This is a genomic window from Arthrobacter sp. NPDC056493, assembly GCF_042795115.1.
Classification (GTDB): Bacteria; Actinomycetota; Actinomycetes; order Actinomycetales; family Micrococcaceae; genus Arthrobacter.
Genome location: NZ_JBHTSL010000054.1, coordinates 1 through 25192 on the forward strand (window position 1 = coordinate 1; position 25192 = coordinate 25192).

Annotated in this window: 18 protein-coding genes, 1 rRNA gene and 1 pseudogene; 6 read left to right on the forward strand and 14 right to left on the reverse strand. The window is 67.9% G+C overall.

Going from position 1 to position 25192, the window contains the following annotated elements:
* From ACFQ50_RS18725 to ACFQ50_RS18745, 5 genes are all read right to left on the reverse strand, one after another.
* Positions 1-472: ribosomal RNA gene (locus ACFQ50_RS18725) — 16S ribosomal RNA — on the reverse strand; the annotation flags it as partial.
* Positions 473-971: 499 nt separating this feature from the next.
* Complete coding sequence (gene tyrS, locus ACFQ50_RS18730) at positions 972-2285, reverse strand: tyrosine--tRNA ligase (protein WP_377997143.1); 1314 nt, start codon at positions 2283-2285, stop codon at positions 972-974.
* A gap of 91 nt (positions 2286-2376) precedes the next feature.
* Positions 2377-4605, reverse strand: coding sequence for a HelD family protein (locus ACFQ50_RS18735; RefSeq protein ID WP_377997144.1), 2229 nt, complete (start codon positions 4603-4605; stop codon positions 2377-2379).
* Between the two features lie 126 nt (positions 4606-4731).
* A complete protein-coding gene (locus ACFQ50_RS18740) occupies positions 4732-5289 on the reverse strand; it encodes an adenine phosphoribosyltransferase (RefSeq protein ID WP_377997145.1) in 558 nt (185 codons plus the stop codon).
* A gap of 9 nt (positions 5290-5298) precedes the next feature.
* Positions 5299-5937, reverse strand: coding sequence for a DNA-3-methyladenine glycosylase (locus ACFQ50_RS18745; RefSeq protein ID WP_377997146.1), 639 nt, complete (start codon positions 5935-5937; stop codon positions 5299-5301).
* Between the two features lie 112 nt (positions 5938-6049).
* On the opposite strand from ACFQ50_RS18745, the gene ACFQ50_RS18750 reads away from it, so the two are divergent.
* Together ACFQ50_RS18750 and ACFQ50_RS18755 are read left to right on the forward strand one after the other, a co-directional pair.
* Positions 6050-7618: a DNA-3-methyladenine glycosylase 2 family protein gene (locus ACFQ50_RS18750; protein WP_377997147.1), complete on the forward strand. Its 1569-nt coding sequence runs from the start codon at positions 6050-6052 to the stop codon at positions 7616-7618.
* Between the two features lie 30 nt (positions 7619-7648).
* Positions 7649-8158, forward strand: a complete 510-nt coding sequence (locus ACFQ50_RS18755; RefSeq protein ID WP_377997148.1) for a methylated-DNA--[protein]-cysteine S-methyltransferase — start codon at positions 7649-7651, stop codon at positions 8156-8158.
* Between the two features lie 29 nt (positions 8159-8187).
* Here ACFQ50_RS18755 and ACFQ50_RS18760 read toward each other — a convergent pair.
* The 9 genes and pseudogenes from ACFQ50_RS18760 to argC form a co-directional block, all read right to left on the reverse strand.
* Positions 8188-8454: pseudogene (locus ACFQ50_RS18760) on the reverse strand (hypothetical protein); the annotation flags it as partial.
* A gap of 82 nt (positions 8455-8536) precedes the next feature.
* On the reverse strand, positions 8537-9976 hold the full coding sequence (argH, locus tag ACFQ50_RS18765; RefSeq protein WP_377997149.1) for an argininosuccinate lyase: 1440 nt from the start codon (positions 9974-9976) through the stop codon (positions 8537-8539).
* A gap of 6 nt (positions 9977-9982) precedes the next feature.
* Positions 9983-11188, reverse strand: coding sequence for an argininosuccinate synthase (locus ACFQ50_RS18770; RefSeq protein ID WP_079551246.1), 1206 nt, complete (start codon positions 11186-11188; stop codon positions 9983-9985).
* Positions 11189-11248: 60 nt separating this feature from the next.
* Positions 11249-11779, reverse strand: coding sequence for an arginine repressor (locus ACFQ50_RS18775; protein WP_377997150.1), 531 nt, complete (start codon positions 11777-11779; stop codon positions 11249-11251).
* Positions 11779-12786, reverse strand: coding sequence for an ornithine carbamoyltransferase (argF, locus tag ACFQ50_RS18780; RefSeq protein ID WP_377997151.1), 1008 nt, complete (start codon positions 12784-12786; stop codon positions 11779-11781). Before argF ends, ACFQ50_RS18775 begins: the two co-directional genes overlap by 1 nt.
* On the reverse strand, positions 12783-14072 hold the full coding sequence (locus ACFQ50_RS18785; protein ID WP_377997152.1) for an acetylornithine transaminase: 1290 nt from the start codon (positions 14070-14072) through the stop codon (positions 12783-12785). The genes argF and ACFQ50_RS18785 overlap by 4 nt, the downstream gene beginning before the upstream one ends.
* Positions 14069-15028: an acetylglutamate kinase gene (gene argB, locus ACFQ50_RS18790; protein WP_377997153.1), complete on the reverse strand. Its 960-nt coding sequence runs from the start codon at positions 15026-15028 to the stop codon at positions 14069-14071. The genes ACFQ50_RS18785 and argB overlap by 4 nt, the downstream gene beginning before the upstream one ends.
* Before the next feature lie 29 nt (positions 15029-15057).
* Complete coding sequence (gene argJ, locus ACFQ50_RS18795) at positions 15058-16224, reverse strand: bifunctional glutamate N-acetyltransferase/amino-acid acetyltransferase ArgJ (protein WP_377997154.1); 1167 nt, start codon at positions 16222-16224, stop codon at positions 15058-15060.
* A complete protein-coding gene (argC, locus tag ACFQ50_RS18800; protein ID WP_377997155.1) occupies positions 16221-17252 on the reverse strand; it encodes an N-acetyl-gamma-glutamyl-phosphate reductase in 1032 nt (343 codons plus the stop codon). The genes argJ and argC overlap by 4 nt, the downstream gene beginning before the upstream one ends.
* A 159-nt stretch (positions 17253-17411) precedes the next feature.
* On the opposite strand from argC, the gene ACFQ50_RS18805 reads away from it, so the two are divergent.
* From ACFQ50_RS18805 to ACFQ50_RS18820, 4 genes are all read left to right on the forward strand, one after another.
* Entirely contained in the window at positions 17412-18518 is a 1107-nt protein-coding gene (locus ACFQ50_RS18805) for a fatty acid desaturase family protein (protein WP_377997156.1), read from the forward strand.
* Positions 18519-18644: 126 nt separating this feature from the next.
* A complete protein-coding gene (locus ACFQ50_RS18810) occupies positions 18645-19610 on the forward strand; it encodes a quinone oxidoreductase family protein (RefSeq protein ID WP_377997157.1) in 966 nt (321 codons plus the stop codon).
* Positions 19611-19726: 116 nt separating this feature from the next.
* Entirely contained in the window at positions 19727-23698 is a 3972-nt protein-coding gene (locus ACFQ50_RS18815; protein ID WP_377997172.1) for a Pls/PosA family non-ribosomal peptide synthetase, read from the forward strand.
* A gap of 63 nt (positions 23699-23761) precedes the next feature.
* The gene (locus ACFQ50_RS18820; protein WP_377997158.1) at positions 23762-25111 is read left to right on the forward strand and encodes a M1 family metallopeptidase; all 1350 of its coding nucleotides are present in this window, start codon (positions 23762-23764) and stop codon (positions 25109-25111) included.
* Positions 25112-25192 lie beyond the last annotated feature (81 nt).

A 25192-nucleotide genomic window follows, 5' to 3' on the forward strand; every position in this document is an offset into this window, starting at 1 on the left:
TTCTGCAGGTACCGTCACTTTCGCTTCTTCCCTACTGAAAGAGGTTTACAACCCGAAGGCCGTCATCCCTCACGCGGCGTCGCTGCATCAGGCTTCCGCCCATTGTGCAATATTCCCCACTGCTGCCTCCCGTAGGAGTCTGGGCCGTGTCTCAGTCCCAGTGTGGCCGGTCACCCTCTCAGGCCGGCTACCCGTCGTCGCCTTGGTAAGCCATTACCTCACCAACAAGCTGATAGGCCGCGAGTCCATCCAAAACCGCAAAAGCTTTCCACCCCCCACCATGCGATGAGGAGTCATATCCGGTATTAGACCCAGTTTCCCAGGCTTATCCCAGAGTCAAGGGCAGGTTACTCACGTGTTACTCACCCGTTCGCCACTAATCCCCGGTGCAAGCACCGGATCATCGTTCGACTTGCATGTGTTAAGCACGCCGCCAGCGTTCATCCTGAGCCAGGATCAAACTCTCCGTTGAAAACAAACAGACACAACCAGGCACCACGGAAATAACGCGGAAACCCGGCTGCACAAAATTTGAAACCAGCTGTAAAAACCAGACCACCCACGAACGTGGACAGCCCGGCCAATCCAACCAATTCATAAAAAATCGGTATCAATAAACTTGGCACACTATTGAGTTCTCAAACAACAGACACATTCGAATACTCGTCGAAACAATTCCCAGTTTTTATAACGGGAATTTGTGTTTCGCATTTCTTCGCTGCGATGTTTCTAGCTTATTTCATTCATTTTCACTTTGCAAATCCGGGTTATTCATCCGGTATTCACTTCAATGCATGAATCCGCCCAGCACTATGGGAAGCTTTTCTTCATTCATGCTTGAAGTTGAAGAATTGCTTCTCAGTGAAGGGGGTTTGTCACCACTCAGCGGCGGCGACTCAGAAGACATTACACGCTCCCCCGCGGCCGTGCAAATCGGCTGCGGAGGAGCGTGCATTTTGTCTGCTGCAGTGCTAGGCGCCGGACACCTGAACGGTGGCCAGGTTCTTCTTGCCACGGCGGAGCAGCAGGTACTTGCCGTGCAACAGCTGGGACGGCGAGATGACCGCGTCCGGATCCGTGACTTTGGCGTTGTTGACATAGGCGCCGCCCTCGCCGACCACGCGGCGCGCAGCGGACTTGCTGTCCGACAGACCCGAGGCAACCAGCAGCTCGATGATGCCGAGACCCGTTCCGTCCACGGAAGCGGACGGCAGTTCTGCGGTCGCCGCGGCAAGCGTCTGCTCGTCAAGCACGGACAGATCCCCGTTGCCGAAAACAGCCGCGGAAGCGGCAATGACCTTGTCGGTGGCTTCGGCTCCGTGGACCAGAGCCGTCACTTCGTAGGCGAGCTTCCGCTGTCCTTCGCGGGCGAAGGGGCGCTCTGCCACAGACACGGCAATTTCCTCGATCTCGGCACGGGTCAGGAAGGTAAACACCTTCAGCCGGTCCACAACGTCCGCGTCGGCGGTGTTCAGCCAGAACTGGTAGAAGGTGTACGGGCTGACCATGGCCGAATCCAGCCAGATAGCGTTGCCCTCGCTCTTGCCGAACTTGGTGCCGTCGGCGTTGGTGATGAGCGGGGTGCCCAGTGCATGGACCGTCTTACCCTCCACCTTGCGGATGAGTTCGGTGCCGCTGGTGAGGTTGCCCCACTGGTCGGATCCGCCGGTCTGCAGCATGCAGCCGTAGTCGCGGTGCAGCTGGAGGTAATCCATGCCCTGCAGGATCTGGTAGCTGAACTCCGTGTAGCTGATGCCCTCCTCGGAGCTGAGGCGTGAAGCCACGGCGTCCTTGCGCAGCATCGTACCCACACGGAAGTGCTTGCCGACCTCGCGGAGGAAGTCGATTGCGCTCAGCGGCGCCGTCCAGTCCAGGTTGTTGACCATCCGGGCGGCGCTGGCGCCGTCAAAGCTGAGGAACCGGCGGACCTGGGCCTGCAGGTAACCGACCCACTCCGAAACGGTGTCCTTGGTGTTCAGGGTGCGTTCCGCCGTCGGACGCGGGTCGCCGATCAGCCCGGTGGAACCGCCCACGAGACCCAAGGGCTTGTGGCCGGCCAACTGGAGCCGCCTCATGAGGAGGAGTTGGACCAGGTTTCCCAGGTGGAGGCTCGGCGCCGTGGGGTCGAATCCGCAGTAATACGTGACCGGTTCCCCGGCGAGCAGCTTTTCCAGTTCCACCTCATCGGTGGATACGTGGACAAGGCCGCGCCATTTGAGCTCCTGCCAGATGTTGGCGAAGCTGGGGTCGTTCTGCTGGGATTCGAGGTCGTTTAGTTGTGACACGCCTTCTAAGTTAGCAGGATCAGCGCCGCCCCGACCCTCGTGAAGGGCAAGAGGCGGGCCTGGCCGGGAACGGCCGGGCCTGCCGGAAAGCCTAACGCTCGATGCCCGCCGGAACGTCCGCGGCCGCGATCAGCCGAAGCCGCTGGGTGGGGCGGGTCATGGCGACGTACAGATCGCCCACCCTGCCATGCTCGTGGTTCAGCATGGCGCTCGGTTCAAGGACCACGACGCCGTCGAACTCAAGTCCCTTGGCCTCCCGTGGGCTGATGACCACCAGATCCTGTTCATAGCTGCCGGCACCAGTGCCCAGCCGCGAACCGTACTCGGCACGCAGCGCCGCCGTGGCTTCCCGCAGCAGGTCGCCGTCGGCAATCACGGCGAGCAGGCCGCCGTCGAGCGCCTGGAGCTCCTCGGGGAGGACCTCCACGAGCCGGCCGACCAGGCCGCCATGCTCCACACGGTCGATGATGGGTGACCAGCGGCCTTCCCGCACGGCCTTTGGTGCGGAGACCACCAGGCCGGCAGCATTGGCCATGCGCGCGGCCGCCTCGGCGATTTGCGACGGCGTCCGGTAGTTCACCGTGAGCTCCTCCAGCTGCCAGCGGTCGCCGAACATCGGGGCGAGGGCTCCCTGCCAGGACTTCGCGCCGGCCACGGAACTGGTCTGGGCGATGTCCCCTACGATCGTGAAGGACTTGAGCGGGCAGCGCCGGACCAGGAGGCGCCACTGCATCGGCGACAGTTCCTGCGCCTCGTCGACGACGATGTGGCCGAAGGCCCAGGTGCGGTCACTGGTGGCGCGCTCGGCGGCCGTCAGCCGGGCCTCGCGTTCCTCGTTCTGTTCAACGAGTTCCTCCGCGGACATCAGCACGTCAACGCCGGCCGACTCCATATTGACGAGGGTCTGCCGGGCGTTGGCCAGGGCACGGGCCCGGTCCTGCTCCTGCTGGGCGAGACCGCGGCCGGCGGCGGGATCCAGTTCGCCGAGGAGTTCGGCAGCTTCGTCGAGCAGGGGGACGTCAGCCTCGGTCCAGGGGGCATCGGGAGCCCGGAGCAGGAGCTCGCGTTCCCTGGCGGTCAGCCCGGGGGTGCACGCTTCGAGGAGGGCGGGCTTGCTGAGGAGCTCACTCACGAGCTTCTCGGGCGTCATCGGCATCCAGCACAGGTTCAGCGCGACGCGCACGTCGCGGGCCGTCCGCACGTCCTCGGCGAGGTACGAGCGGTCGGCGTTGTTGCCGATGTTGCCGGCCTCGACGAGTTCGGTCAGCTGCTCGGTCAGCTCGCGGAGCAGGATCTTGACGAAAGTGACGCGGGCCTCGTTGTGCGGCTTGCCCGTGGATCGTGCGCGTTCGCGGGCCCGCCGGACCTGCCGGGGCGTGAGGGTCAGCTTGCGGCCATCGACTTCCAGGATCCGGTTTTCAGCCGGAATGCGCTGGCGGTTGGCCACGGCGTTGGCGATCACCTCAGCCATCCCCAGCCTGCCCTTGATGGCGGCGACGTCCGCTTCCTGCTCCGGCACCGCGTTGATGCCAGGCATGAGCCTGCCGAGGCTGGCCATGACCACGCCGGTTTCACCCAGCGACGGCAGGACGCGTTCGATGTATTTCATGAACGACGACGACGGCCCCACCAGCAGCACGCCGGCGGACTTGAGCCGGTCGCGGTGGGTGTACAGCAGGTAGGCGGCGCGGTGCAGGGCCACGGCGGTTTTGCCCGTGCCCGGCCCGCCCTGGACCACGAGGGCGCCGGAGATGGAGGACCGGATGATGCGGTCCTGCTCTGACTGGATGGTGCCCACGATGTCCGACATCCGGCCCGTGCGCTTGGAGTTCAGGGCGGCCAGCAGCGCGCCTTCGCCCTGCAGCGAGTCGGCATCCGAAAGCATGTCGGCGTCCAGGACATCGTCCTCGATGGCCTTGACCTCGCGGCCCTGGAGGATCAGGTGCCGGCGCCGGCGCACGCCCTGCCGGTCAAATGCAGTGGCCTGGTAGAAGTGGCCGGCCTCCGGCGCGCGCCAGTCGACCATGAGCCGGACGAGGTCCTCGGTGGTGAGCCCGATGCGGCCGATGTACTGGGCTTCGCCGGAGTCCAGGTCCAGCCGGCCGAACACCAACCGGTCGTCGACGGCGTCGAGCTGGGCGAGGCGGTCCTCGTAGAGGGCCGCGAAGGCGTCACGTTCGGAGACGTTCTGCATGGTGCCGACTGCTCCCGCGCGGCGCACCTGTGCCAGCTGGGCGCGCTTTTCCTCGCGCAGTTCATCAAGCCGGGTGTACAGACCGGCTACATAGTCCCGTTCGTGGGCCAAATCGGCGTCGAGCATCGTTCCCCTATCGCAAAAGACAGACCGTCCATTCTATAACCTTTTCGGCAAACGTGGCGGCTGTTGAGCTGCTTAAGGCAGGTTATCTGACCGCGCGGCCCCGCCGCTCATCGACAAGTCCGCTGGTCAGAGGCGCAGCAGCGACCGCACGCGGTGCCCGGCGAGAGCGGAGCGGCCGCGCAGCTCGCCGAGTTCCATCACCACGCCCACGCCCGAGACGTGGACACCGCAGCGTTCAAAGAGGCGGGCGGCTGCCCCGAGCGTGCCGCCTGTTGCGAGGACGTCGTCGAGGATCAGGACCCGGCTGCCGCGGGCCAGGTCGGTGGTGTGAAGTTCCAGGGTGGCATTGCCGTATTCCAGGGCGTAGTCCTCGGAGTACACCTCTCGCGGCAGCTTCCCGGCCTTCCGCACTGTCACCACGCCGGTGCCGGTGGCGTAGGCCGCGGCGGCGGCAAGCAGGAAGCCCCGTGCCTCAACGCCGGCCACGGCGTCGAACTGCCCCTTGAACGGTTCCACGAGCGCTTCGACAACTGCCCGGAACGCGGGGCCGTCGGCGAAAACGGGGGTCAGGTCCTTGAAGGTGATTCCGGGCTTGGGGTAGTCCGGAACGGTCGCGCAGAGGCTGGTAATGAGTTCGTCCACGGGGACGGGCCTGGGGGCGGGGGCTGCTTGGCTGTGGTTCACCCGTCCAGCCTACGCCCGCGGTGGACGCGCCTTCGCTGCCTTGTAGCGGGACACGGTGGGGTCGCCCGTGAGCCAGAACCGCCATGGATAGTCGTGCGTGCCGCCGTGCCCGGCGACGCCGACCCGCGGTCCGGTGCTGACGTGCGCGGCGGGTGCCGGCGGCAAAACCAGGCCAAACGGAGGGGCCAGGGCGTCCCGGCCGCTCTCCTCGGTGGTCAGTCCGAGCGCCGTGGCCAGCCGGGCGGGACCGCTGGCAAGATCCTTGGCGGCTTTCGACGTCGGCCGGCGGGCGAGGGCCAGTTCCCGGCCCTCGACGATTTCCCCCGCGCGCAGCAGGACGGCGGAGGCGTGGCCGGCCGGGCCGCAGACGATGTTGGCGCAGTAGTGCATGCCATACGTGAAATAGACGTAGAGGTGGCCGGCCGGGCCGAACATGGGGGCGTTCCTGCGGGTTGGGCCGCGGTAGGTGTGGGACCCGGGGTCAGGGTGCAGCGAATCGACGGGGCCCATGTAGGCCTCGAGTTCTGTGATCCGGACGGCGACGGGACCTTCCTGGCTGTCGTGGGTCAGGACAGCGCCAAGGAGCAGCGGAGCTATTTCGCGGGCATCGCCCGACAGGAATTGCCGCACAGGGGCGCTGGTGGTCATCCCCCGACCTTACCGAAGGGCCTGTTGTCAGGGCCCGGCGCAGTGGAAGCCCCTCCACGGTCATGTCCGATTTCCGCTAGCACGGCCCGCTGGCGGCTGGCAGGATGGAGTCATGGACTTCTGGCAGCGCTACCGCGCCATCGACGCGCGGGACACCCGCTTCGATGGGCAGTTTTTTACGGCGGTGCGGACCACGGGCATCTACTGCCGGCCGTCGTGCCCGGCGAGGACGCCCAAGGCGGAAAACGTCACCTTCTACGAGACCTCCGCCGCCGCGCATGAAGCCGGGTACCGTGCGTGCAAGCGCTGCCTGCCCGAGGCCGTCCCGGGCACACCGGCCTGGAACCTCCGCTCGGACATTGCCGGCCGGGCCATGCGCCTGATCAACGACGGCGTGATCAACCGCGACGGCGTCGAGGGGCTCGCCGCGCGGCTGGGCTATTCGTCCCGCCAGTTGAACCGGATCCTCAGCCATGAGCTCGGCGCGGGTCCCCTGTCCCTGGCCCGGGCCAGCAGGGCACAGACCGCCCGCACGCTGCTGGTGTCCACGACGATGAAGCTTGCGGACGTCGCCTTCGCCGCGGGTTTCAGCAGCGTCCGCCAGTTCAACGAGACCGTTGCCGAAGTGTTCGACATGACGCCGACAGCCCTCCGCGGCACCGCCCGGCACCATCCGTCCGCCCCCGAGAGCACCTCACTCACGCTGGCCCTCCCCTACCGCGAGCCGTTCGACCCCGGCGTGTTCAGCTTCCTCGCCGTCCGCGCCATTCCGGGGATCGAGGCCGGAACCGCAACGTCCTACGCCCGGACCCTGAGGCTCCCGCACGGGGACGCTCGGTTCAGTGTGGAATACACCGGCGCCGGCAGGGACACCGCAGAGGCCGGCACGGCGTTGGGTGGCAAGGCGGAGTACGACGGCGGGACGCACCGGCGGCCGCTGGTGCTCACCATCGGCGCGGTGGACCTCCGGGATCTGCCGGCCCTGCTGAGCAGGGTCCGCCGGCTATTTGACCTCGACGCCGATCCCGTCGCCATCGACGGCGCGCTCGGCGCCGATCCCCGGCTTTCGGCGTCCGTGGCGGCAGCGCCGGGGATCCGCCTGCCGGGGGCCCTGGATCCGCAGGAACTGCTCATCCGGGCCATGGTCGGACAGCAGATCACGGTGGCCGCCGCGCGCACGGCGCTCACGCAGCTTGCCGCAGCCGGAAGTCCCAGCGCGGCCGCAGGCGAGGGGCTTTCGCGGTTGTTCCCGTCGCCGGCGCAGATCGCCGGAGCCGGCGCGGAACTCCTGCGCGGCCCGCAGCGCAGGGTCGAGTCGCTGCTGGCGGTGGCCACGGCACTGGCCGACAGCAGTCTGGATCTTGGCTACGGTGACGATCTGCCCGGCCTTTCGGCCAAGTTGCTGCCGCAGGCGGGCATCGGGCCGTGGACCGTAGGATATGTGGCCATGCGGGTCATCGGCGCGCCGGATATCTTCCTCGCCAATGACGCCGCGGTTCGCAACGGAATCCGCGCGCTGCCCGGCGGCAGCAGCGGAAGTGGCGCCGCGCCGTCGTCGGACTTCCGGGAAGTCAGCCCGTGGCGTTCCTACGCCACCATGCACCTCTGGCGGGCCGCCGCGTCCGTGCCAGGAAACCCCACCGCCCGCAGGGCGCAGACATCGAAAGTGACAATGCAATGAAAGTGACAATGCAATGAATGTGACAGTGCAATGAAAGCCCAGCTTCTGACCATGGCCACGCCGGACGGGCCGTTCACGATCATCGCCCGCGACGGCGTAGTGCTCGCCTCGGGCTGGACGGCCGACCCGCAGGACCTCACGGGCCAGATCCACGCCGAGTTGCTGCCGGACGCCTACGAACCGGTGGAGCACCTCGGCCCGATTTCCGCGGCCGTGGAGGCGTTCTACGCGGGTGATCCGGTTCCAGCCATGAGCGTGCCCGTCCTGCAGAAATCAGGCCCGTTCCGCGCCCATGCCTGGGACGTGCTCCGCACCGTCAGCCCGGGGGCGCCGGTCACCTACACCGAATATGCGGAGCTGTCCGGCAACGCCAAGGCAGTCCGGGCAGCAGCCAGCGCCTGTGCTTTCAACGCCGCAGCGCTGTTCGTTCCGTGCCACCGGGTGGTCCGCACGGACGGCACGATGGGTGGCTTCCGCTGGGGGTTGCGGATCAAGGAAAGCCTGCTGGCCCGCGAAAAGCAGGGGCTCGCCGCCGGCTGAACCAGTCGGCCGGGAGGGCTGCTTAGGCGCTATTTCGCCGGGACCCCGGAAGGCCACGGCAGCAGTTCCGGCAGGTCGACGCCGTCCGCGGCGGCCGAGGCACGAAGGCTCCCGAGCGACGGTTCCCGGCCCGCGAGCCAGGCGGCGATGTCGGTGACCATTCCGTTGATGACCGTGGAGCGGCCGCCGGTCCCAATCGTCACGCGAGGCAAGCCAAGCGGCTGCAGCACCAGCTTCTGGTCCTCGGGCACGCGCGCAGACAGGAATGTGAACAGGTGCTCGCAGAACTGCCTGCTCGTTAACGCAGCGAGATGGCACTTCACGGCAATGTCTGCGAACAACACTGCCGCGAAGTGCCATCTCGGTGGCTACCGGGTTCTACCCCGCGTACTCGCGCACGCCGGCGAGCTCGCCCTCGAGGGCGACCAGCTGGCGTTCGACGGCGGCCGGTGCCGTACCGCCCTGGGAGTTGCGGCTGTTGAGCGAACCTTCCGTGCTGAGGACGCTGCGGACCTCCGGGGTGAGGCGCTCCGAAATGGCGGCATATTCCTCATCCGTCAGGTCCCAGAGTTCCACGTCGCGGCTTTCAGCCTGCTTAACCGCGGCACCGGAGAGCTCGTGCGCCTCGCGGAACGGAACGCCCTGGCGGACCAGCCATTCGGCAATGTCCGTTGCCAGCGCGAAGCCCTGCGGTGCCAGCGATTCCATCCGCGCGGTGTTGAACTTCAGGGTCGCGATCATGCCCGAGACGGCCGGGAGCAGCAGCTCAAGCGTGTCGGCGGCATCGAACACCGGTTCCTTGTCCTCCTGCAGGTCGCGGTTGTACGCGAGCGGCAGGCCCTTCAGCGTGGCCAGCAGGCCGGTCAGGTTGCCGATCAGCCGGCCGGCCTTGCCGCGGGCCAGCTCCGCCACGTCGGGGTTCTTCTTCTGCGGCATAATGGACGATCCTGTGGAGTAGGAATCGTGCAGGGTGACAAAGGAGAACTCCTTCGTGGCCCACAGGATGACTTCCTCCGACACGCGGGACAGGTCCACGCCGATCATCGAACACACCCAGGCGAACTCGGCAAAGACGTCGCGGGACGCGGTGCCGTCGATCGAGTTGTGCGTGGCCGAGAAGAAGCCCAGGTCCGCCGCGACGGCCTCCGGGTCCAGTCCCAGCGAGGAGCCCGCCAGGGCACCCGAACCGTAAGGCGAAACGCCTGCGCGCTTGTCCCAGTCCTGGAGCCGCTGCACATCGCGCAGCAGCGCCCAGGCATGGGCCAGCAAGTGGTGGCTGAGCAGGACGGGCTGCGCGTGCTGCAGGTGGGTGCGGCCCGGCATGGCGACGCCCTGGTGGGCCTTGGCCTGGTCCACCAGCGCCTCGATCGTTGCCAGCACGCCGCGGGCTATGATCCGGGCGTGGTCGCGCAGGAACATGCGCCCCAGCGTGGCCACCTGGTCGTTGCGTGACCGCCCGGCGCGGAGCTTGCCGCCCAGCTGGGTGCCGGCACGCTCGATCAGACCGCGTTCCAGCGAGCCGTGGACGTCCTCATCGGACTCCGCCGGCAGGTAGGCGCCGGAGGCGACGTCGTCGTCCAGTTGGCTCAACGCAGCGAGCATGCCTTCGAGCTCGGCGTCGTCCAGCAGCCCGGCCTTGTGCAGCACGCGGGCGTGTGCCTTGGAGCCGGCGATGTCGTAGCGGGCCAGCCGCCAGTCAAAGTGCGTGGACTTGCTCAGCGCCGCCAGGGCATCCGCGGGGCCGCCGGCGAACCGGCCGCCCCACAGCGCGCCTGTGTTCGTGGCTTCGGACTTTTGGGTTTCGACAGGCTCAACCACCGATTTTTACTTTCCTGCGACGCGGATGTCGCGGCCGGAGGCAACCTTCGCGGACATGCCCCACAGCTCGATGAAGCCGCGTGCCATGGACTGGTCGAAGGTGTCGCCGGTGTCGTAGGTGGCGAGGTCGAAGTCGTACAGCGAGGTCTCGGAGCGGCGTCCGTTGACGATCGCCTGGCCGCCGTGCAGCACCATGCGGATATCGCCGGAGACATACTTCTGCGTGTCCTCGATGAAGGCGTCCAGGGAGCGCTTGAGCGGGGAGAACCACTGGCCGTCGTACACGAGTTCTGCCCAGCGCTGGCCGACAGTGGCCTTGAAGCGGGCCTGCTCGCGCTCGATGGTGATGTCCTCGAGGTGCTTGTGCGCGGTGATGAGTGCCATGGCACCCGGTGCTTCGTAGATTTCGCGGGACTTGATGCCGACCAGGCGGTCCTCGACGACGTCGATCCGGCCCACACCCTGGGCTCCGGCGCGGCGGTTGAGTTCCTTGATCGCCTGCAGCGGGGTGACCTTCACGCCGTCGATCGCCACCGGCACGCCGGCCTCGAAGGAGATGGTGACCTCATCCGGTGCCGGCGGGAATTCCGGCGTGGCGGTGTAGTCGTAGATGTCCTTCGTGGGGGCGTTCCAGATGTCCTCGAGGTAGCCGGTTTCGACGGCGCGGCCCCAGACGTTCTGGTCGATCGAGTACGGGTTCTTCTTGGTGGTCTCGATCGGCAGGCCCTTTTCCTCGGCGAAGGCGATGGCCTTGTCGCGGGTGAGGGCGAGGTCGCGGACCGGCGCGATGCACTTCAGGTCCGGGCCGAGGGTCTGGATGCCGACTTCGAAGCGGACCTGGTCGTTGCCCTTGCCGGTGCAGCCGTGGGCCACGGTGGTGGCGCCGAATTCGCGGGCAGCCTTGACCAGGTGCTTGACGATCACCGGGCGGGAGATCGCGGAAACCAGCGGGTAGTGGCCCTGGTAGAGGGCGTTGGCCTTCAGCGTGGGCACGCAGTATTCGTTGGCGAACTCGTCGCTCGCGTCCGCCACATAGGCCTCGACGGCGCCGCAGCCGAGGGCGCGCTGGCGGATGGTCTCCAGGGATTCGCCACCCTGTCCGACGTCGACCGCCACGGCGATGACCTCGGCGCCGGTGGCTTCACCGATCCAGCCGATGGCTACGGAAGTATCCAGGCCACCTGAGTAGGCCAGAACAATACGCTCAGTCACGGAACATGCTCCTTAGTTGTTTGTTTTTTGTTTTGTTTGTCTTGGATGAATACGGCCGGCTTACTGGCCGGCTTCCTCAGCGAGCTGCAGGAACCGCGCAGCCAGTTCCGGCCCGCCCAGCGGGTCCCGGGCCACGAGCAGCACGGTGTCGTCCCCGGCGATGGTGCCCAGGATCGAGGGCATCACGGAATGGTCGATGGCGAGGGCGAGGAAGTTTGCCGCCCCCGGGGGTGTCCGCAGCACCGCAATGTTCGCTGATGCCTCGGCGGTGACCAGGAGCTCCCCGCAGAGCCGCGCCAGCCGGGCATCGAGGATTTCCTGGCTGACCCCGCTCTTGGCCGCCCGCTCCCCGCCCTCACCGGGGACGGCGTATACCAGCACACCCTCCTTGCCCCGCACGCGGACGGCGCCGAGCTCCACGAGGTCACGCGACAGCGTGGCCTGGGTGACCTGCACGCCGTCGTCCGCCAGCAGCGCCGCGAGCTCGGCCTGGGACCGCACGGATTCGCCGGTCAGGATCGCGATGATCCGCGCCTGGCGGGCCGTCTTGGTGGCCGGGCTCGCGCCCGGGGCCGCCGGGTTGGTGGACACTAGAACGTGCTCTCCCCGGTGCCCTCAACGGGAGAAAGACCGTCGACGAACGCCAGCCCGGACCGGTGCATGAGCCAGGCCATGAGCCCCTTCTGCGCGTGCAGGCGGTTCTCGGCCTCGTCCCACACGATCGACTGCGGGCCGTCAATCACGCCGGCAGAGATTTCGTAGCCGCGGTAGGCGGGAAGGCAGTGCAGCACGACGGCATCGGCGGCGGCTCGGGCCAGCGCGGCCTCGTCCACGGAGTATTCACGGAACAGCTTCATCCGTGCTTCCTTTTCGGCTTCCTGGCCCATGGAGACCCAGGTGTCGGTGGCGACGACGTCGGCTCCCTTGAGTGCCTCCGCCGCGTCCGTGGTGATGAGGACGGAGCCGCCGGTCTCGGCGGCACGCTCCTGGGCGGCAGCCACGATGCCGGCCGCGGGCAGGTAGCCCTCCGGACCGGCGATGCGCACGTGCATGCCGGCGGTGACGCCTGCCAGCAGGTAGGAGTTGGCCATGTTGTTGGCGGCGTCGCCGAGGTAGGCCATGGTGAGGCCCTTCAGTTCGCCCTTGTGCTCCTTGACGGTCAGGAGGTCGGCCAGCAGCTGGCAGGGGTGGTAGTCGTCGCACAGGGCGTTGATGACCGGAACCCTGGAGTTTTCGGCCATGGCGACGAGGCCGGAGTGCGCGCCGGTCCGCCACACGATGGTGGAAACCATGCGCTCGAGGACCTTGGCCGTGTCCTCGACGGATTCCTTGTGGCCGATCTGCGCCTCGCCCGGGTTGATGATCAGGGCGTTGCCACCCATGTCGGCCACGCCGGTGGCAAAGGAGACCCGGGTCCGGGTGGAGGTCTTGTCGAAGATCACCGCGACGGTCTTGCGGCCGCTGCCTTCGGCGGCGAACGGCTGGACACTGTACGGTGCAGCCTTCATGCGGCCCGCGAGTTCCAGGACTTCCGCCTGTTCGGCAGGGCTGAGGTCCGTGTCCTTGAGGAAGTGGCGGATGGTGCCGGTGGAGGTCACTGTGCGTCCTTTGCGGTTTGCAGGATGGCCGGAAGGGCGGCCAGGAAACGGTCCGCCTGCTCCGTGGTCAGGATGAGCGGCGGGGCCAGGCGGATGGTGCTGGGGCCGGGGCTGTTGATGATGAAGCCGGCGTCCAGGGCTGCGGTCACGGCAGCAGGGGCGACGTCGGCATCCAGGTCGAAGCCGATCAGCAGTCCCTCGCCGCGCACCTCGGTGACACCGCCGACGGCGGCCAGGGCCTCCCGCACATGCTCACCTACGGTGCGGACATTGTCCAGCACGTGCTGGCTTTCAATGGCGTGCAGCGTGGCCAGCGCCGCGGCGGTGGCCACCGGGTTGCCGCCGAAGGTGGTCCCGTGCTGCCCTGCGGACAGCAGCGACGACGTCTGCTCGCCGAACGTGACGAGCGCGCCGATCGGGAAACCGCCGCCAAGGCCCTTGGCCAGCGTGATGGCGTCGGGCACGATCCCGGCGTCTTCGCTGGCCAGCCACTTGCCCGTGCGCGCGATGCCGGTCTGCACCTCATCGAGGATGAGCAGGGCACCGGCCTCGGCGGTGAACTCGCGGGCCGCCTTCAGGTAGCCGGCCGGAAGGGGCCGGACGCCCGCCTCGCCCTGGATCGGCTCCAGGAAGACGGCAGCCACGGTGTCGTCCACCGCGTTGCGCAGGGCCTCGATGTCCCCGAAAGGAATGTGCTCAACGCCGCCGGGCACGGGCTCGAAGGGGGTGCGGTAGGCCTCCTTCGCCGTGAGCGCGAGTGCGCCCATGGTCCGGCCGTGGAATGCGCCCTCGAGCGCGATGATCCGGGTGCGGCGTTTGCCGCCTGTCTCCCCGGCGGCAGAACCGGAGTTCCGCCGGGCGAGTTTGAAGGCTGCCTCGTTGGCCTCGGTGCCGGAGTTGGTGAAGAACACCTTGGAGCCGGCCGGCGCTGCGCTGAGTTCCAGCAGCTTTTCGGCCAGGGCGATCTGGGTGGGGCTGGTGAAGAAGTTGGAGACGTGCCCCAGGGTGGCCAGCTGGCTGGAAATTACCGAAGTCACGAACGGGTGGGCGTGGCCCAGCGCATTGACGGCGATGCCGCCGAGAAGGTCCAGGTATTCCTTGCCGTCGGCGTCCCAGACCAGGCAGCCCGCACCGCGGACCAGCACCCGCTGGGGCGTGCCGAAGACACCCATCAGCGACGACGAGTAGCGAGCCAGCCAGTCGGCGCCGCTGCTGTGGCCCTTGGTTTCGACCAGCTCAACCACCGGGGACTGCTCAACGACTGCGGATTGTTCAAAGTTGCTCATGCGTTCGTCTCCTCATCGGGTACGACCTGGGTGCCGATTCCGGCAGTGGTAAAGGTTTCCAGCAGCATCGAGTGCGGCAGCCGGCCGTCCACGATGTGCGCCCGCTCGACGCCGTCGTCAATGGCCTTCAGGCAGGCCGCCATCTTGGGGATCATGCCGGCTTCGAGCCTGGGCAGCATGTCCCGCAGCTCGGAGGCCGTCAGGGACGAGATCAGCGAGGACTTGTCCGGCCAGTTGGCGTAGAGGCCTTCCACGTCGGTCAGGATAACCAGTTTCGAGGCGCCCAGCGCGGACGCCACAGCACCAGCTGCCGTGTCAGCGTTGACGTTCAGGACCTGGCCGGTGGGCTGGAAGCGCGCGGTGCCCGCCACGCCCTCGCCGGCGTCGGTGATCTCAGGGGCGACGGTGGAAATCACGGGGATCCGGCCGGCGTCGAGAATGTCCACGATGCCGGCGGGGTCCACTCCGACCACCTCGCCCACCAGCCCGAGGTCCACCTCCTCGCCATCAACTACGGTGCCGGTGCGGACGGCGCGCAGCAGGCCGCCGTCTTCACCGGACATGCCGACGGCGTAGGGCCCGTGCGAGTTGATCAGGCCCACCAGTTCGCGGCCCACCTGGCCGGTGAGGACCATGCGCACCACGTCCATCGCCTCGGGCGTGGTCACGCGCAGGCCGCCCTTGAACTCCGACTCGATGCCGAGCCTGCCCAGCATCGAATTGATCTGCGGGCCGCCGCCGTGCACCACGACGGGGTGGATGCCCACGTGGTGGAGGAACACGACGTCCTCGGCGAAGGCACGGCGCAGCTCGTCGTTGACCATGGCGTTGCCGCCGTACTTGATCACCATGGTGGTTCCGGCGAAACGCTGGATCCATGGCAGGGCTTCGATGAGCGTGCCGGCCTTGTCCTGGGCGTCACTCATGGACGTTGACTCGCGGGTCTGGGTGTTCATGCGGCTGGTTCTCCAGGTTGCTGGCGGATCTAGCTTGAGTAGGCGCTGTTCTCGTGGACGTAGTCGTGCGTGAGGTCGTTCGTCCAGATGGTTGCTTCCGCACCGCCGGCCTGCAGGTCGATCTCCACGAGCACCTCGCGCGGTTCCAGGTCCACCAGTTTGCGGTCCTGGCCGATGCCGCCGTTCTGGCAGATCTGGATGCCGTTCATGGACACGTTGAGCTGGTCCGGTTCGAACACGGCGTCGGTGGTTCCCACGGCTGAAAGCACGCGGCCCCAGTTGGGGTCCTTGCCGAAGATGGCTGCCTTGAAGAGGTTGGAGCGGGCGACGGCGCGGCTGACGGTTTCGGCGTCGCGCTCGGTGGCGGCGTTGAACGTGCGGATCGCGATATCGTGGCTGGCGCCCTCGGCGTCGCCGATCAGCTTGCGGGCCAGCTCGGCGCAGACCTGGGTGAGGCCCTGGCCGAACGCCTCGGCTGACGGAACGGCCTTGGAAGCGCCGGAGGCCAGCAGCACCACGGTGTCATTGGTGGACATGCAGCCGTCGGAGTCTGCCCGGTCAAAGGTGACGCGCGTGGCGTCGCGGAGGACGACGTCGAGCATTTCCGGCTGCACGTCGGCGTCGGTGGTGAGCACCACCAGCATGGTGGCGAGCCCGGGCGCCAGCATGCCGGCGCCCTTGGCGATGCCGCCGATGGTGAATTCGTTTCCTTCGGCGTCGGCGCCGCTGAAGACCGCCTGCTTGGGCACCGTGTCGGTGGTCATGATGGCGGTGGCCGCTTCGGGACCGCCGTCGGCGCTCAGGGCCGCGGCCGCCGCGTCGATGCCGGGGACAATCTTGTCCATGGGCAACTGCTCGCCGATCAGGCCGGTGGAACAAACAAGGATGTCGGTGGCGGACAGGCCCAGCGCCTCGGCCGTTTTCTCCGCCGTCGTGTGCGTGTTCTGGAAGCCCTGCGGGCCGGTGCAGGCGTTGGCGCCGCCGGAGTTGAGGATCACGGCGTCGACGCGGCCGTCCGAGACCACCTGGCGTGACCAGTGGACGGGGGCCGCTGCCACCCTGTTGGAGGTGAAGACCGCGGCTGCCGCCTTGGACGGTCCGTCGTTGACCACGAGGGCGAGGTCCGGGTTTCCGGAGGCCTTGAGTCCTGCGGTGACGCCGGAGGCGCGGAATCCCTTGGGGGCGGTAACGGTCACGGGGCAACTCCCTGCAGATTGAGGCCGGCGGTCTCCGGCAGGCCAAGGGCAATGTTCATGGACTGCACCGCTCCACCGGCGGTGCCTTTGGTCAAGTTGTCGATGGCGCACGTGACAATGACGCGCCCGACGTGCTGATCGAAAGCCAGCTGCATGGCGGAGTGGTTTGAACCCTGTACTGACTTGGTGGTGGGCCACTGGCCTTCGGGCAGCAGGTGGACGAACGGCTCGTCGTCGTACGCCTCCGCCCAGGCACGGCGGAGTTCCTCGGCCCCGACGCCGGGCTTGACCCGTGCGGTGGCGGTGGTGAGGATGCCCCGGCTCATGGGCGCCAGGGTGGGCGTGAAGGAAACCGTCACCGGCTCGCCGGAGGCATTGGACAGGCCCTGCTCGATTTCCGGCGTGTGCCGGTGGCCGCCGCCCACGCCATACGGGCTCATGGACCCCATGACCTCGGCGCCGATGAGGTTCACCTTCGCTGCCTTGCCGGCTCCGGAGGTGCCGGAGGCGGACACGATGACGACGTCGTTGCCCTCGAGCAGGCCGCCCGCGAAGCCGGGCGTGAGGGCGAGCAGCGCCGAAGTCGGGTAGCAGCCCGGGACGGCGATCCGGTTGGCGCCTTTGAGTTTTTCGCGCTGGCCCGGCAGTTCAGGCAGCCCGTAGGGCCACGTTCCGGCGTGGTCCGAGCCGTAGAACTTTTCCCACGCGGTGGCGGACTCCAGGCGGTGGTCCGCGCCGGCGTCGATCACCACCGTGCCCTCGGGGAGCCTGGCCGCGATCTCGGCGGACGCCCCGTGCGGGAGGGCCAGGAACACGACGTCGTGCCCGGCCAGGTTCTCCACGCTGGTGTCCTCGAGAATCCTGCTCGCCAGGCCATGGAGATGCGGCTGCAGTTCGCCTAGTCTGGAACCGGCGTTGCTGTGTGCCGTGATGGCTCCGATGGTGACGTCCGGATGGCCGGCCAGGAGGCGGAGGACTTCGCCGCCGGCGTAGCCGCTGGCGCCGGAAACGGCAACAGAAATAGTCATGAAGACGACTATACAGCAAGAGTATGCATAGGTCCCGATATTTATGCATGGAGGAGCCGCGCCTGCCTGCCGCCGTATGATTGACGGAGGGTGATCCAGACCGTGCGTGCCGAATGTCGGCGGCAGCGTTGCCCGTAACAGTTACGAGGCACCCAGGCCATGGCCACCGCTATCACTTCCGAGCGCCCGCAACCCCGAATCCGCCAGGCAGGCCGCGTCCGCCAGGCCAACCCCGTCACCCAGAACTACTCCGACCTGCTCAAGTCCGTGCGCGCAGCCGGACTCCTGGAGCGGCGCCAGGGCTTCTACATCACCGTCTTCGCCACGCTGGCCGTACTCATGACAGCGGCCTGGTTCGGTTTCGCGCTGATCGGCCAGAGCTGGTTCCAGCTCCTCATCGCCGCAGCGCTCGGCATCATCTGCACGCAGCTGAGCTTCCTGGCCCACGAGGCCGGCCACCGCCAGATATTCGCTTCCCGCCGTGCCAACGACTGGTCGGCGCGGCTCCTGGCCACCTCCGTTGCCGGCGTCAGCTACTCGTGGTGGGAACAGAAACACGGGGCACACCACAACCACCCGAACGTCATATCCAAGGACCCGGACATCGCGCCGGGCGCCATCGTGTTCCACACCGAGGCGGCGGCCGAGCGGCAGGGCCGGCTGGCCTTGCTCACGCGCAAGCAGGGCTGGCTTTTCATCCCCCTGCTGTTCCTCGTCGGCCTCGGCCTGCAGATAGATTCCGTGCGCTTCATCTTCCGCCGCGCCAAGGTCACCCACCGCTGGGTGGAACTGCCGATCCTGCTGACCCGCCTCAGCATCCTTCCCGTGCTGGCGTTTTCATTCCTGCCGCTGGGCATGGCTGCCGCCTTCATCGCCGTGCAGCTGGCTGTTTTCGGCTTCTATATGGGTGCTTCTTTTGCACCCAACCACAAGGGCATGCCGGTCCTTCCGGCAGACAGCCGCGTCGACTTCCTCAGCCGCCAGGTCCTTACATCACGCAACATTTCCGGCGGCCGGTTCATGGATATCCTGCTCGGCGGCCTGAACCGCCAGGTAGAGCACCATCTCTTTCCCGACATGGCCCGGCCCCAGCTTCACAAGGCAACCGCGCTTGTGCGCCAGCACTGCCACAAACACGGGATTCCCCTCACGGAGACCACGCTGGCGGCGTCGTTCGGGATCATTGTCCGTTACCTCAATGAGGTTGGGCTCGCCGCGGGACGCCGCTTCGAATGCCCCATGGCCGCGGTCTCCCGGCGCTACTAGCCGGCTGCTCCGACTTCGCGTGTCCGCGCCGACTTCACCTGCACCGCGCTGCTCCCCGGAGCATTTGTCCCTAGGATGAGGTGAGGAAGGGTGCCGGAGGTCCCGGCCCGGAAAAGGAGAAATTCCATGACGCACGCCATCGTCGCCCGGCAGCCGGGCGGACCGGAGGTTCTGGACTTCACGGAAATCGACCGCCCCGTCCCCGGTCCCGGCCAGCTGCTCGTGAAGGTAGCGGCAACGGGCGTCAACTTCATCGAGACCTACCAGCGCAGCGGCACCTACAAGGTGGCCTACCCCTTCACCCCAGGATCTGAAGCGGCCGGCGTCGTCGAGGGCATCGGCGAAGGCGTGGAGGACTTCGCGGCGGGAAGCCGGGTGGCCACCGCCGAAGGAACCGCCTGCTACGCCGGGTACATCGTGCTGGATGCCGCCAAGGCCCTGCCCGTGCCGGACGGCGTGGACGACCACACCGCCGCCGCACTCCCCCTCCAGGGCATGACGGCCCATTACCTGATCAACTCCTCGTTCCGTGTTGAGCCCGGCCACAACGTCCTGGTCCACGCCGGCGCCGGCGGGGTGGGCCTGCTGCTGATCCAGCTTCTCAAGGCCCGCGGCGCCCGTGTCATCACCACCGTTTCCACTGATGAGAAGGAATCCCTGGCCCGGGGTGCCGGCGCGGACGAGGTGCTGCGCTACGGCGGGTTCGCCGACTCCGTCCGCGACCTGACCCACGGTGCCGGTGTGAACGTGGTGTACGACGGCGTTGGAAAGGACACGTTCGACGGCTCGCTGGCCAGCCTGCGCACCCGCGGTTCGCTGGTGCTCTTCGGCGCAGCGTCCGGACCGGTTCCGCCGGTGGACCCGCAGCGGCTCAACGCCGGCGGCTCGCTGACCCTGACGCGCCCGTCGCTCGCCCACTTCCTCGGCAATCCGCAGGAACGGCTCTGGCGCTCCACGGAAATCTTCGGCGCCGCCGCCGACGGCAGCCTTAACGTCCGCATCGGCGCCACCTACCCGCTGGCCGAGGCCCGCAAGGCACACGAGGACCTCGAAGGCCGGCGCACCACCGGCAAGGTTCTGCTCGTCCCCTGACCTGGCCTGCCGTCCCGTAACAAAGTGGTCCCGGTTTAACGCAGGGGAAACGATGTCACCTTCCGTTCATCTTGCTGAGGGAGAATCCAGCCGTGATTGAGCCCCTCCCCAAAATCCTGGATACAACCGCCTCCTCTGCCGCCGGCGGGCCGGCGGCAGAGGAGGGGTACCCGGCCCAGCTGCCGGGCGCCGCCGCCGCACCGCCGGAGCGGACCCTGGTGGACATCCTCACCGATACCGCCGCACGTTTCCCGGATGCTTCGGCGCTCGACGACGGCCGCCGCTCCCTGAGCTACGCCCAGCTCCTGGCCGAGGTTAAGGCCGGGGGCCGGCGGCTGCACCAGGCCGGCCTGGGAGCGGGAGACAAGATCGGGGTACGGATTCCGTCCGGCACGAACGAGCTCTACATCGCAATTCTTGCCGTCCTGCTGATCGGCGCCGCCTACGTCCCCGTGGACGCCGATGACCCGGACGAACGGGCCAAGCTGGTGTTCGGAGAGGCACGGGTGGCCGGCATCCTGCGGGCCAACGGGGAGATCGTCACGGACCACAAGCGGCCGCACCCCTACCCGGCTCCGCGCCCGGCCACTCCCGACGACGACGCCTGGGTCATCTTCACGTCCGGTTCCACCGGGACGCCCAAGGGCGTGGCGGTGCAGCACCGCTCATCGGCCGCGTTCGTGGACGCGGAAGCCCGCATCTTCCTGCAGGACGATCCGGTGGGCCCGCAGGACCGTGTGCTCGCAGGACTTTCGGTGGCGTTCGACGCGTCGTGTGAAGAGATGTGGCTGGCCTGGCGCCACGGCGCCTGTCTGGTGCCCGCCCCGCGGGCTCTGGTCCGCACCGGCATGGACCTGGGACCGTGGCTGATCAACCACGGCATCACGGTGGTCTCCACCGTTCCCACGCTTGCGGCGCTCTGGCCGGCAGAGGCCCTGGAGAACGTCCGGCTGCTGATCTTCGGCGGCGAGGCCTGCCCGCCGGAGCTGGCCGAGCGCCTGGCCGTGGACGGCCGCGAGGTGTGGAACACCTACGGACCCACCGAGGCAACGGTCGTGGCCTGCGCAGCTCCGCTGGGCGGTACAGGCCCGGTCAGGATCGGGCTCCCGCTGGACGGCTGGGACCTGGCGGTGGTGGACTCCGACGCCGTGCCGGTGTCCGAAGGCGAGGTGGGCGAGCTCATCATCGGCGGCGTGGGACTGGCCCGTTACCTCGATCCGCAGAAGGATGCGGAGAAATATGCCCCCATGCCCTCACTGGGGTGGGGGCGCGCCTACCGCTCCGGCGACCTGGTCCGCTTTGAGCGCGCCGGCCTGATCTTCATGGGACGCGCCGACGAGCAGGTCAAGCTGGGCGGCCGCCGGATCGAACTCGGTGAGATCGACGCTGCCCTGCAGTCCCTTCCGGGCGTTGCGGGCGCCGCCGCCGCGGTCCGCACGACGGCGGCCGGCAACCAGGTGCTCGTCGGTTACCTGGCTGCCGCCGGCGGGACCGCCACGGCCCATCCTTCCTTAGACCTGGCTGCACTCCGGGACCTGCTGTCCGGCACGCTGCCGGCGCCACTCATCCCGATGCTGACCGTCGTCGACACCCTGCCCACCAAGACCAGCGGGAAAGTCGACCGGCATGCGCTGCCCTGGCCCCTGCCGGGTGCCGGCGCCGCAGCCGCGGACGCCGCGCCGCTGAACCTGCCGGAGGATGCCCAGTGGGTCGTGGACCAGTGGCAGGCCATCCTGGGGAGCAACGTCGCAGGCCTCGATGCGGACTTCTTCGCCCACGGCGGCGGCTCGCTGGCTGCAGCGCAGCTCGTCTCCGCACTCCGGGTCCGCTATCCCACCATCACCGTGGCCGACATCTACGCCACCCCGCGCATCGGCGCACTGATCGAGGCAGCCCGCCAATCCCTGCCCGACGGCGTCTCCGCCGGCCCGGCCCCGGAACGGCCGGTCCGCCCCACGGCCCTGAAGTCGCAGGTCTTCCAGACCCTCATGGGCATTCCGCTGCACATTCTGGCCGGCATGCGCTGGCTGACCTATCTGATGGCCGCCAACAACGTACTGTTCGCGTTTGCCGGGTTCACGGCCGCACCCACCGTGTCATGGTGGTGGGTGGCCGCGTCCTGGCTGGTCTTCGTCAGCCCGCCCGGACGGATGGCCATCTCTGTTGCCGCCGCCCGCCTTCTGCTTCGCAACGTGCGGCCAGGGAACTACCCGCGGGCAGGCAAGGTACACCTGCGGCTCTGGCTGGCCGAACAGATCCAGGACCTGGCCGGCGCCATCAGCCTCGCCAGCGCACCCTGGGTGCCCTACTATGCAAGGGCCCTCGGTGCCAAGATCGGGAGCAACATCCATCTGCATTCCCTTCCTCCGGTGACGGGCTTCCTCACCCTGGGCCGCGGCTGCAATATCGAACCCGAGGTGGACCTGTCCGGGTGGTGGATCGACGGCGACATCGTCCGCATCGGCCACGTTCACGTCGGGGCGGACGCCACCGTGGGAGCCCGCAGCACCCTGATGCCCGGGGCCAGCATCGGCGCCGGCGGGCAGGTGGAACCCGGCTCCGCCGTGCTCGGCAAGGTCAGGGCCGGCCAGGTGGTGGCTGGCTCACCGGCAGAACGGCGGGGCAAGGCGAAGCAGGACTGGCCCGCCGGCCAGCCGGTCAGCTCCCTCCTGGGCCGTCTCTGGTTCACGGCCTTCGCTGCCGCGTCCGCCGTCCTCGCCCTGATTCCCTACGCCTCCGCCATGGCCGCAGCATTGGTGGTCTTCCTGTTCATCAGGGGCAACGACTCACTGCTCAGTGCCGTGCCGCAGGTGCTGGCGTCGCTTCCGCTGGCCGCCCTGGCCTGGTTCCTCACCAACATGCTGCTGATCCTGGCCACCACCAGGCTGCTGGGCTTCGGCCTGAGGGAGGGCTACTACCGGGTCCGCGGCCGCGTCGGCTGGCAGGTCTGGGCCACCGAGCGCGTGCTGGACATGGCACGGGACCTGCTGTTCCCGATTTACGCCAGCCTGTTCACTCCGGTCTGGCTGAGGCTGCTGGGGGCGAAGGTCGGAAAGAATGTGGAGGCCTCCACCGTCCTGCTGCTGCCGCGCATGACCACGGTGGGCGAGGGTGCCTTCCTCGCCGACGACACCATGGTGGCCTCGTACGAACTCGGCGGAGGCTGGATGCGGATCGCGCCCGCGAAAATCGGAAAGCGTTCCTTCCTTGGCAACTCCGGCATGACCGCCGCCGGGCGCAGCGTGCCAAAGAACTCACTGGTCGCGGTCCTCTCGGCGACTCCGGGCAAGGCCAAGTCAGGGACGTCCTGGCTGGGCAGCCCTCCGGTCAGGCTGCGGCGCACTGCGGTGGCATCGGACAGCACCCGCACCTTCCAGCCGCCGGCCAGGCTCAAGGTGGCCAGGAGCATCTGGGAACTGTGCCGGTTCGTGCCGGTAGCCCTGACGGTGGGCCTGGCCCTTGGCGTGCTGCTCGTCTTCGATTGGCTGGCCACGGCCTTGGGCTACGGTGCGGCGGCAGCACTCGGCGGCGTGGTCCTCCTGCTCGCGGGCGGGGTGGCGGCAAGCTTCTCCGTTGCCGCCAAGTGGTTGCTCGTGGGCAGGATCAAGACCGGTGAACACCCGTTGTGGAGCTCCTTCATCTGGCGCAACGAGGTGGTGGACACCTTCATCGAAATGGTGAGTGCCCCGTGGTTCGCCCGGTCCGCCAGCGGCACGCCGGCCCTGGTCTGGTGGCTGCGGGCCCTCGGAGCCAAGATCGGCCGGGGCACGTGGTGCGAGAGCTATTGGCTTCCCGAGGCGGATCTCGTGACCCTCGGCGCCAGCTCCACGGTCAACCGCGGCTGCGTTGTCCAGACGCACCTCTTCCACGACCGCATCATGAGCATCGACACTGTTAGTCTCGAAGACGGGGCGACGATGGGCCCGCACGGCGTGATTCTGCCGCAGGCGAGGATTGGCAAGGGCGGGACCGTCGGTCCGGCGTCCCTGGTGATGCGCGGCGAGACCGTTCCGGCCGGGACGTACTGGATGGGGAATCCGGTCAGCCCGTGGACCGGGCCCGCCGTTCCGGCACCCCGCCTCAAATAAGCGCCGCCTGGCATGAACACCGCCCGCAGCGGCTCCGCCCCAGCTAAGGAAGTCACACGCAGAATGAGCTCCGGAGAATCGCCCGGCCCGGCCGCCGTCCTCTCCGCCGGCGCCACGGCCACCGGCGACCCCTACGTCCCGGGCCACGGAACGGATGCCTACCGCGTCCTGCACTATGACCTCGAGCTCGACTACAGGCTCGCCAGCAACCGGCTGGCCGGCCGTGCCGTACTGACCGCCGTGGCGGCACGCCGCACGTCCGCCGTCGTACTCGATATGACCGGACTCCGCGCTCTGAAGGTGCAGCTGAACGGGGCCCGGGTCCGGAAGTTCACCCAGCGGGCGGAACAGCTCGTAGTGCAATGCGGGCAGCCCCTCGAGGCGGGCTCCGAATTCAGCCTCGAGATCCGCTATGACGGCAACCCGCAGCCGCGGCGGGGACTGTGGGGCGAGGTGGGCTGGGAGGAGCTCACCGACGGTGTCCTCGTGGCCGGCCAGCCCAACGGAGCGCCGTCCTGGTTCCCGTGCAACGACCACCCACGGAACAAGGCCAGTTACCGGATCACCGTCACCACGGACGCCGGTTACCGCGCCGTGTGCAACGGGCTCCTCGTCGGGCAGGCCGTGAGGTCGAGCCGCCAGACCTGGGTCTTCGAGCAGCGCGAACCGATGGCCACGTACCTGGCCACCATCCAGATCGGCCGGTACGGGCTGGTGAGCCTGCCGGACTCGGCCGGCGTGCCCCAGTTCGTTGCGGCACCGGCGCACCTGGTGGCCCGGGCTGAGACAGCGCTGGACCGGCAGGAGGCCATGATGAGCACCTTTGTGAGCCGCTTCGGCCCGTATCCATTCCCCGAATACACGGTGGTGGTCACCGACGATGCCCTCGAAATTCCGCTCGAGGCCCAGTCGCTGTCCATCCTGGGCCGCAACCACCTTGATGCCGGCTGGGAGTCACAGCGTCTGATCGCGCATGAACTGGCCCACCAGTGGTTCGGGAACTCGCTGACGCTCGGCACATGGAGCGACATCTGGCTGCACGAGGGGTTCGCCTGCTACGCGGAATGGATCTGGTCCGAGGAGGCCGGGGTGATGCCCGCCCACGAGCGGGCGCGTGCGGCCTGGCGGCGGCTCAGCGCAGACGCGCAGGACCTTCTGGTGGGTGATCCCGGACCCGAGCTGATGTTCGACGACAGGGTCTACAAACGCGGAGCACTGGCCCTGCACGCACTGCGCCGCCGCTGCGGCGACCTCGCCTTCTTCGCGCTGCTGCAGGAATGGACCCGGACACATGCCCACAGTTCCGTGTCGACGTCCGAGTTCATCCTCACGGCCGACCGGGTCACCGGACTGGACTCGGAATCGCTGCTGCATCCCTGGCTCTACGAGGAAGCCCTGCCGCCGCTGCCGTAATTGCGTCCGGCATTTGGTTTTCGGCCATAAAGAAAGACCACGCCGTTTGGCGTGGTCTTTCTTTATGGCCAGCTAGCGCTG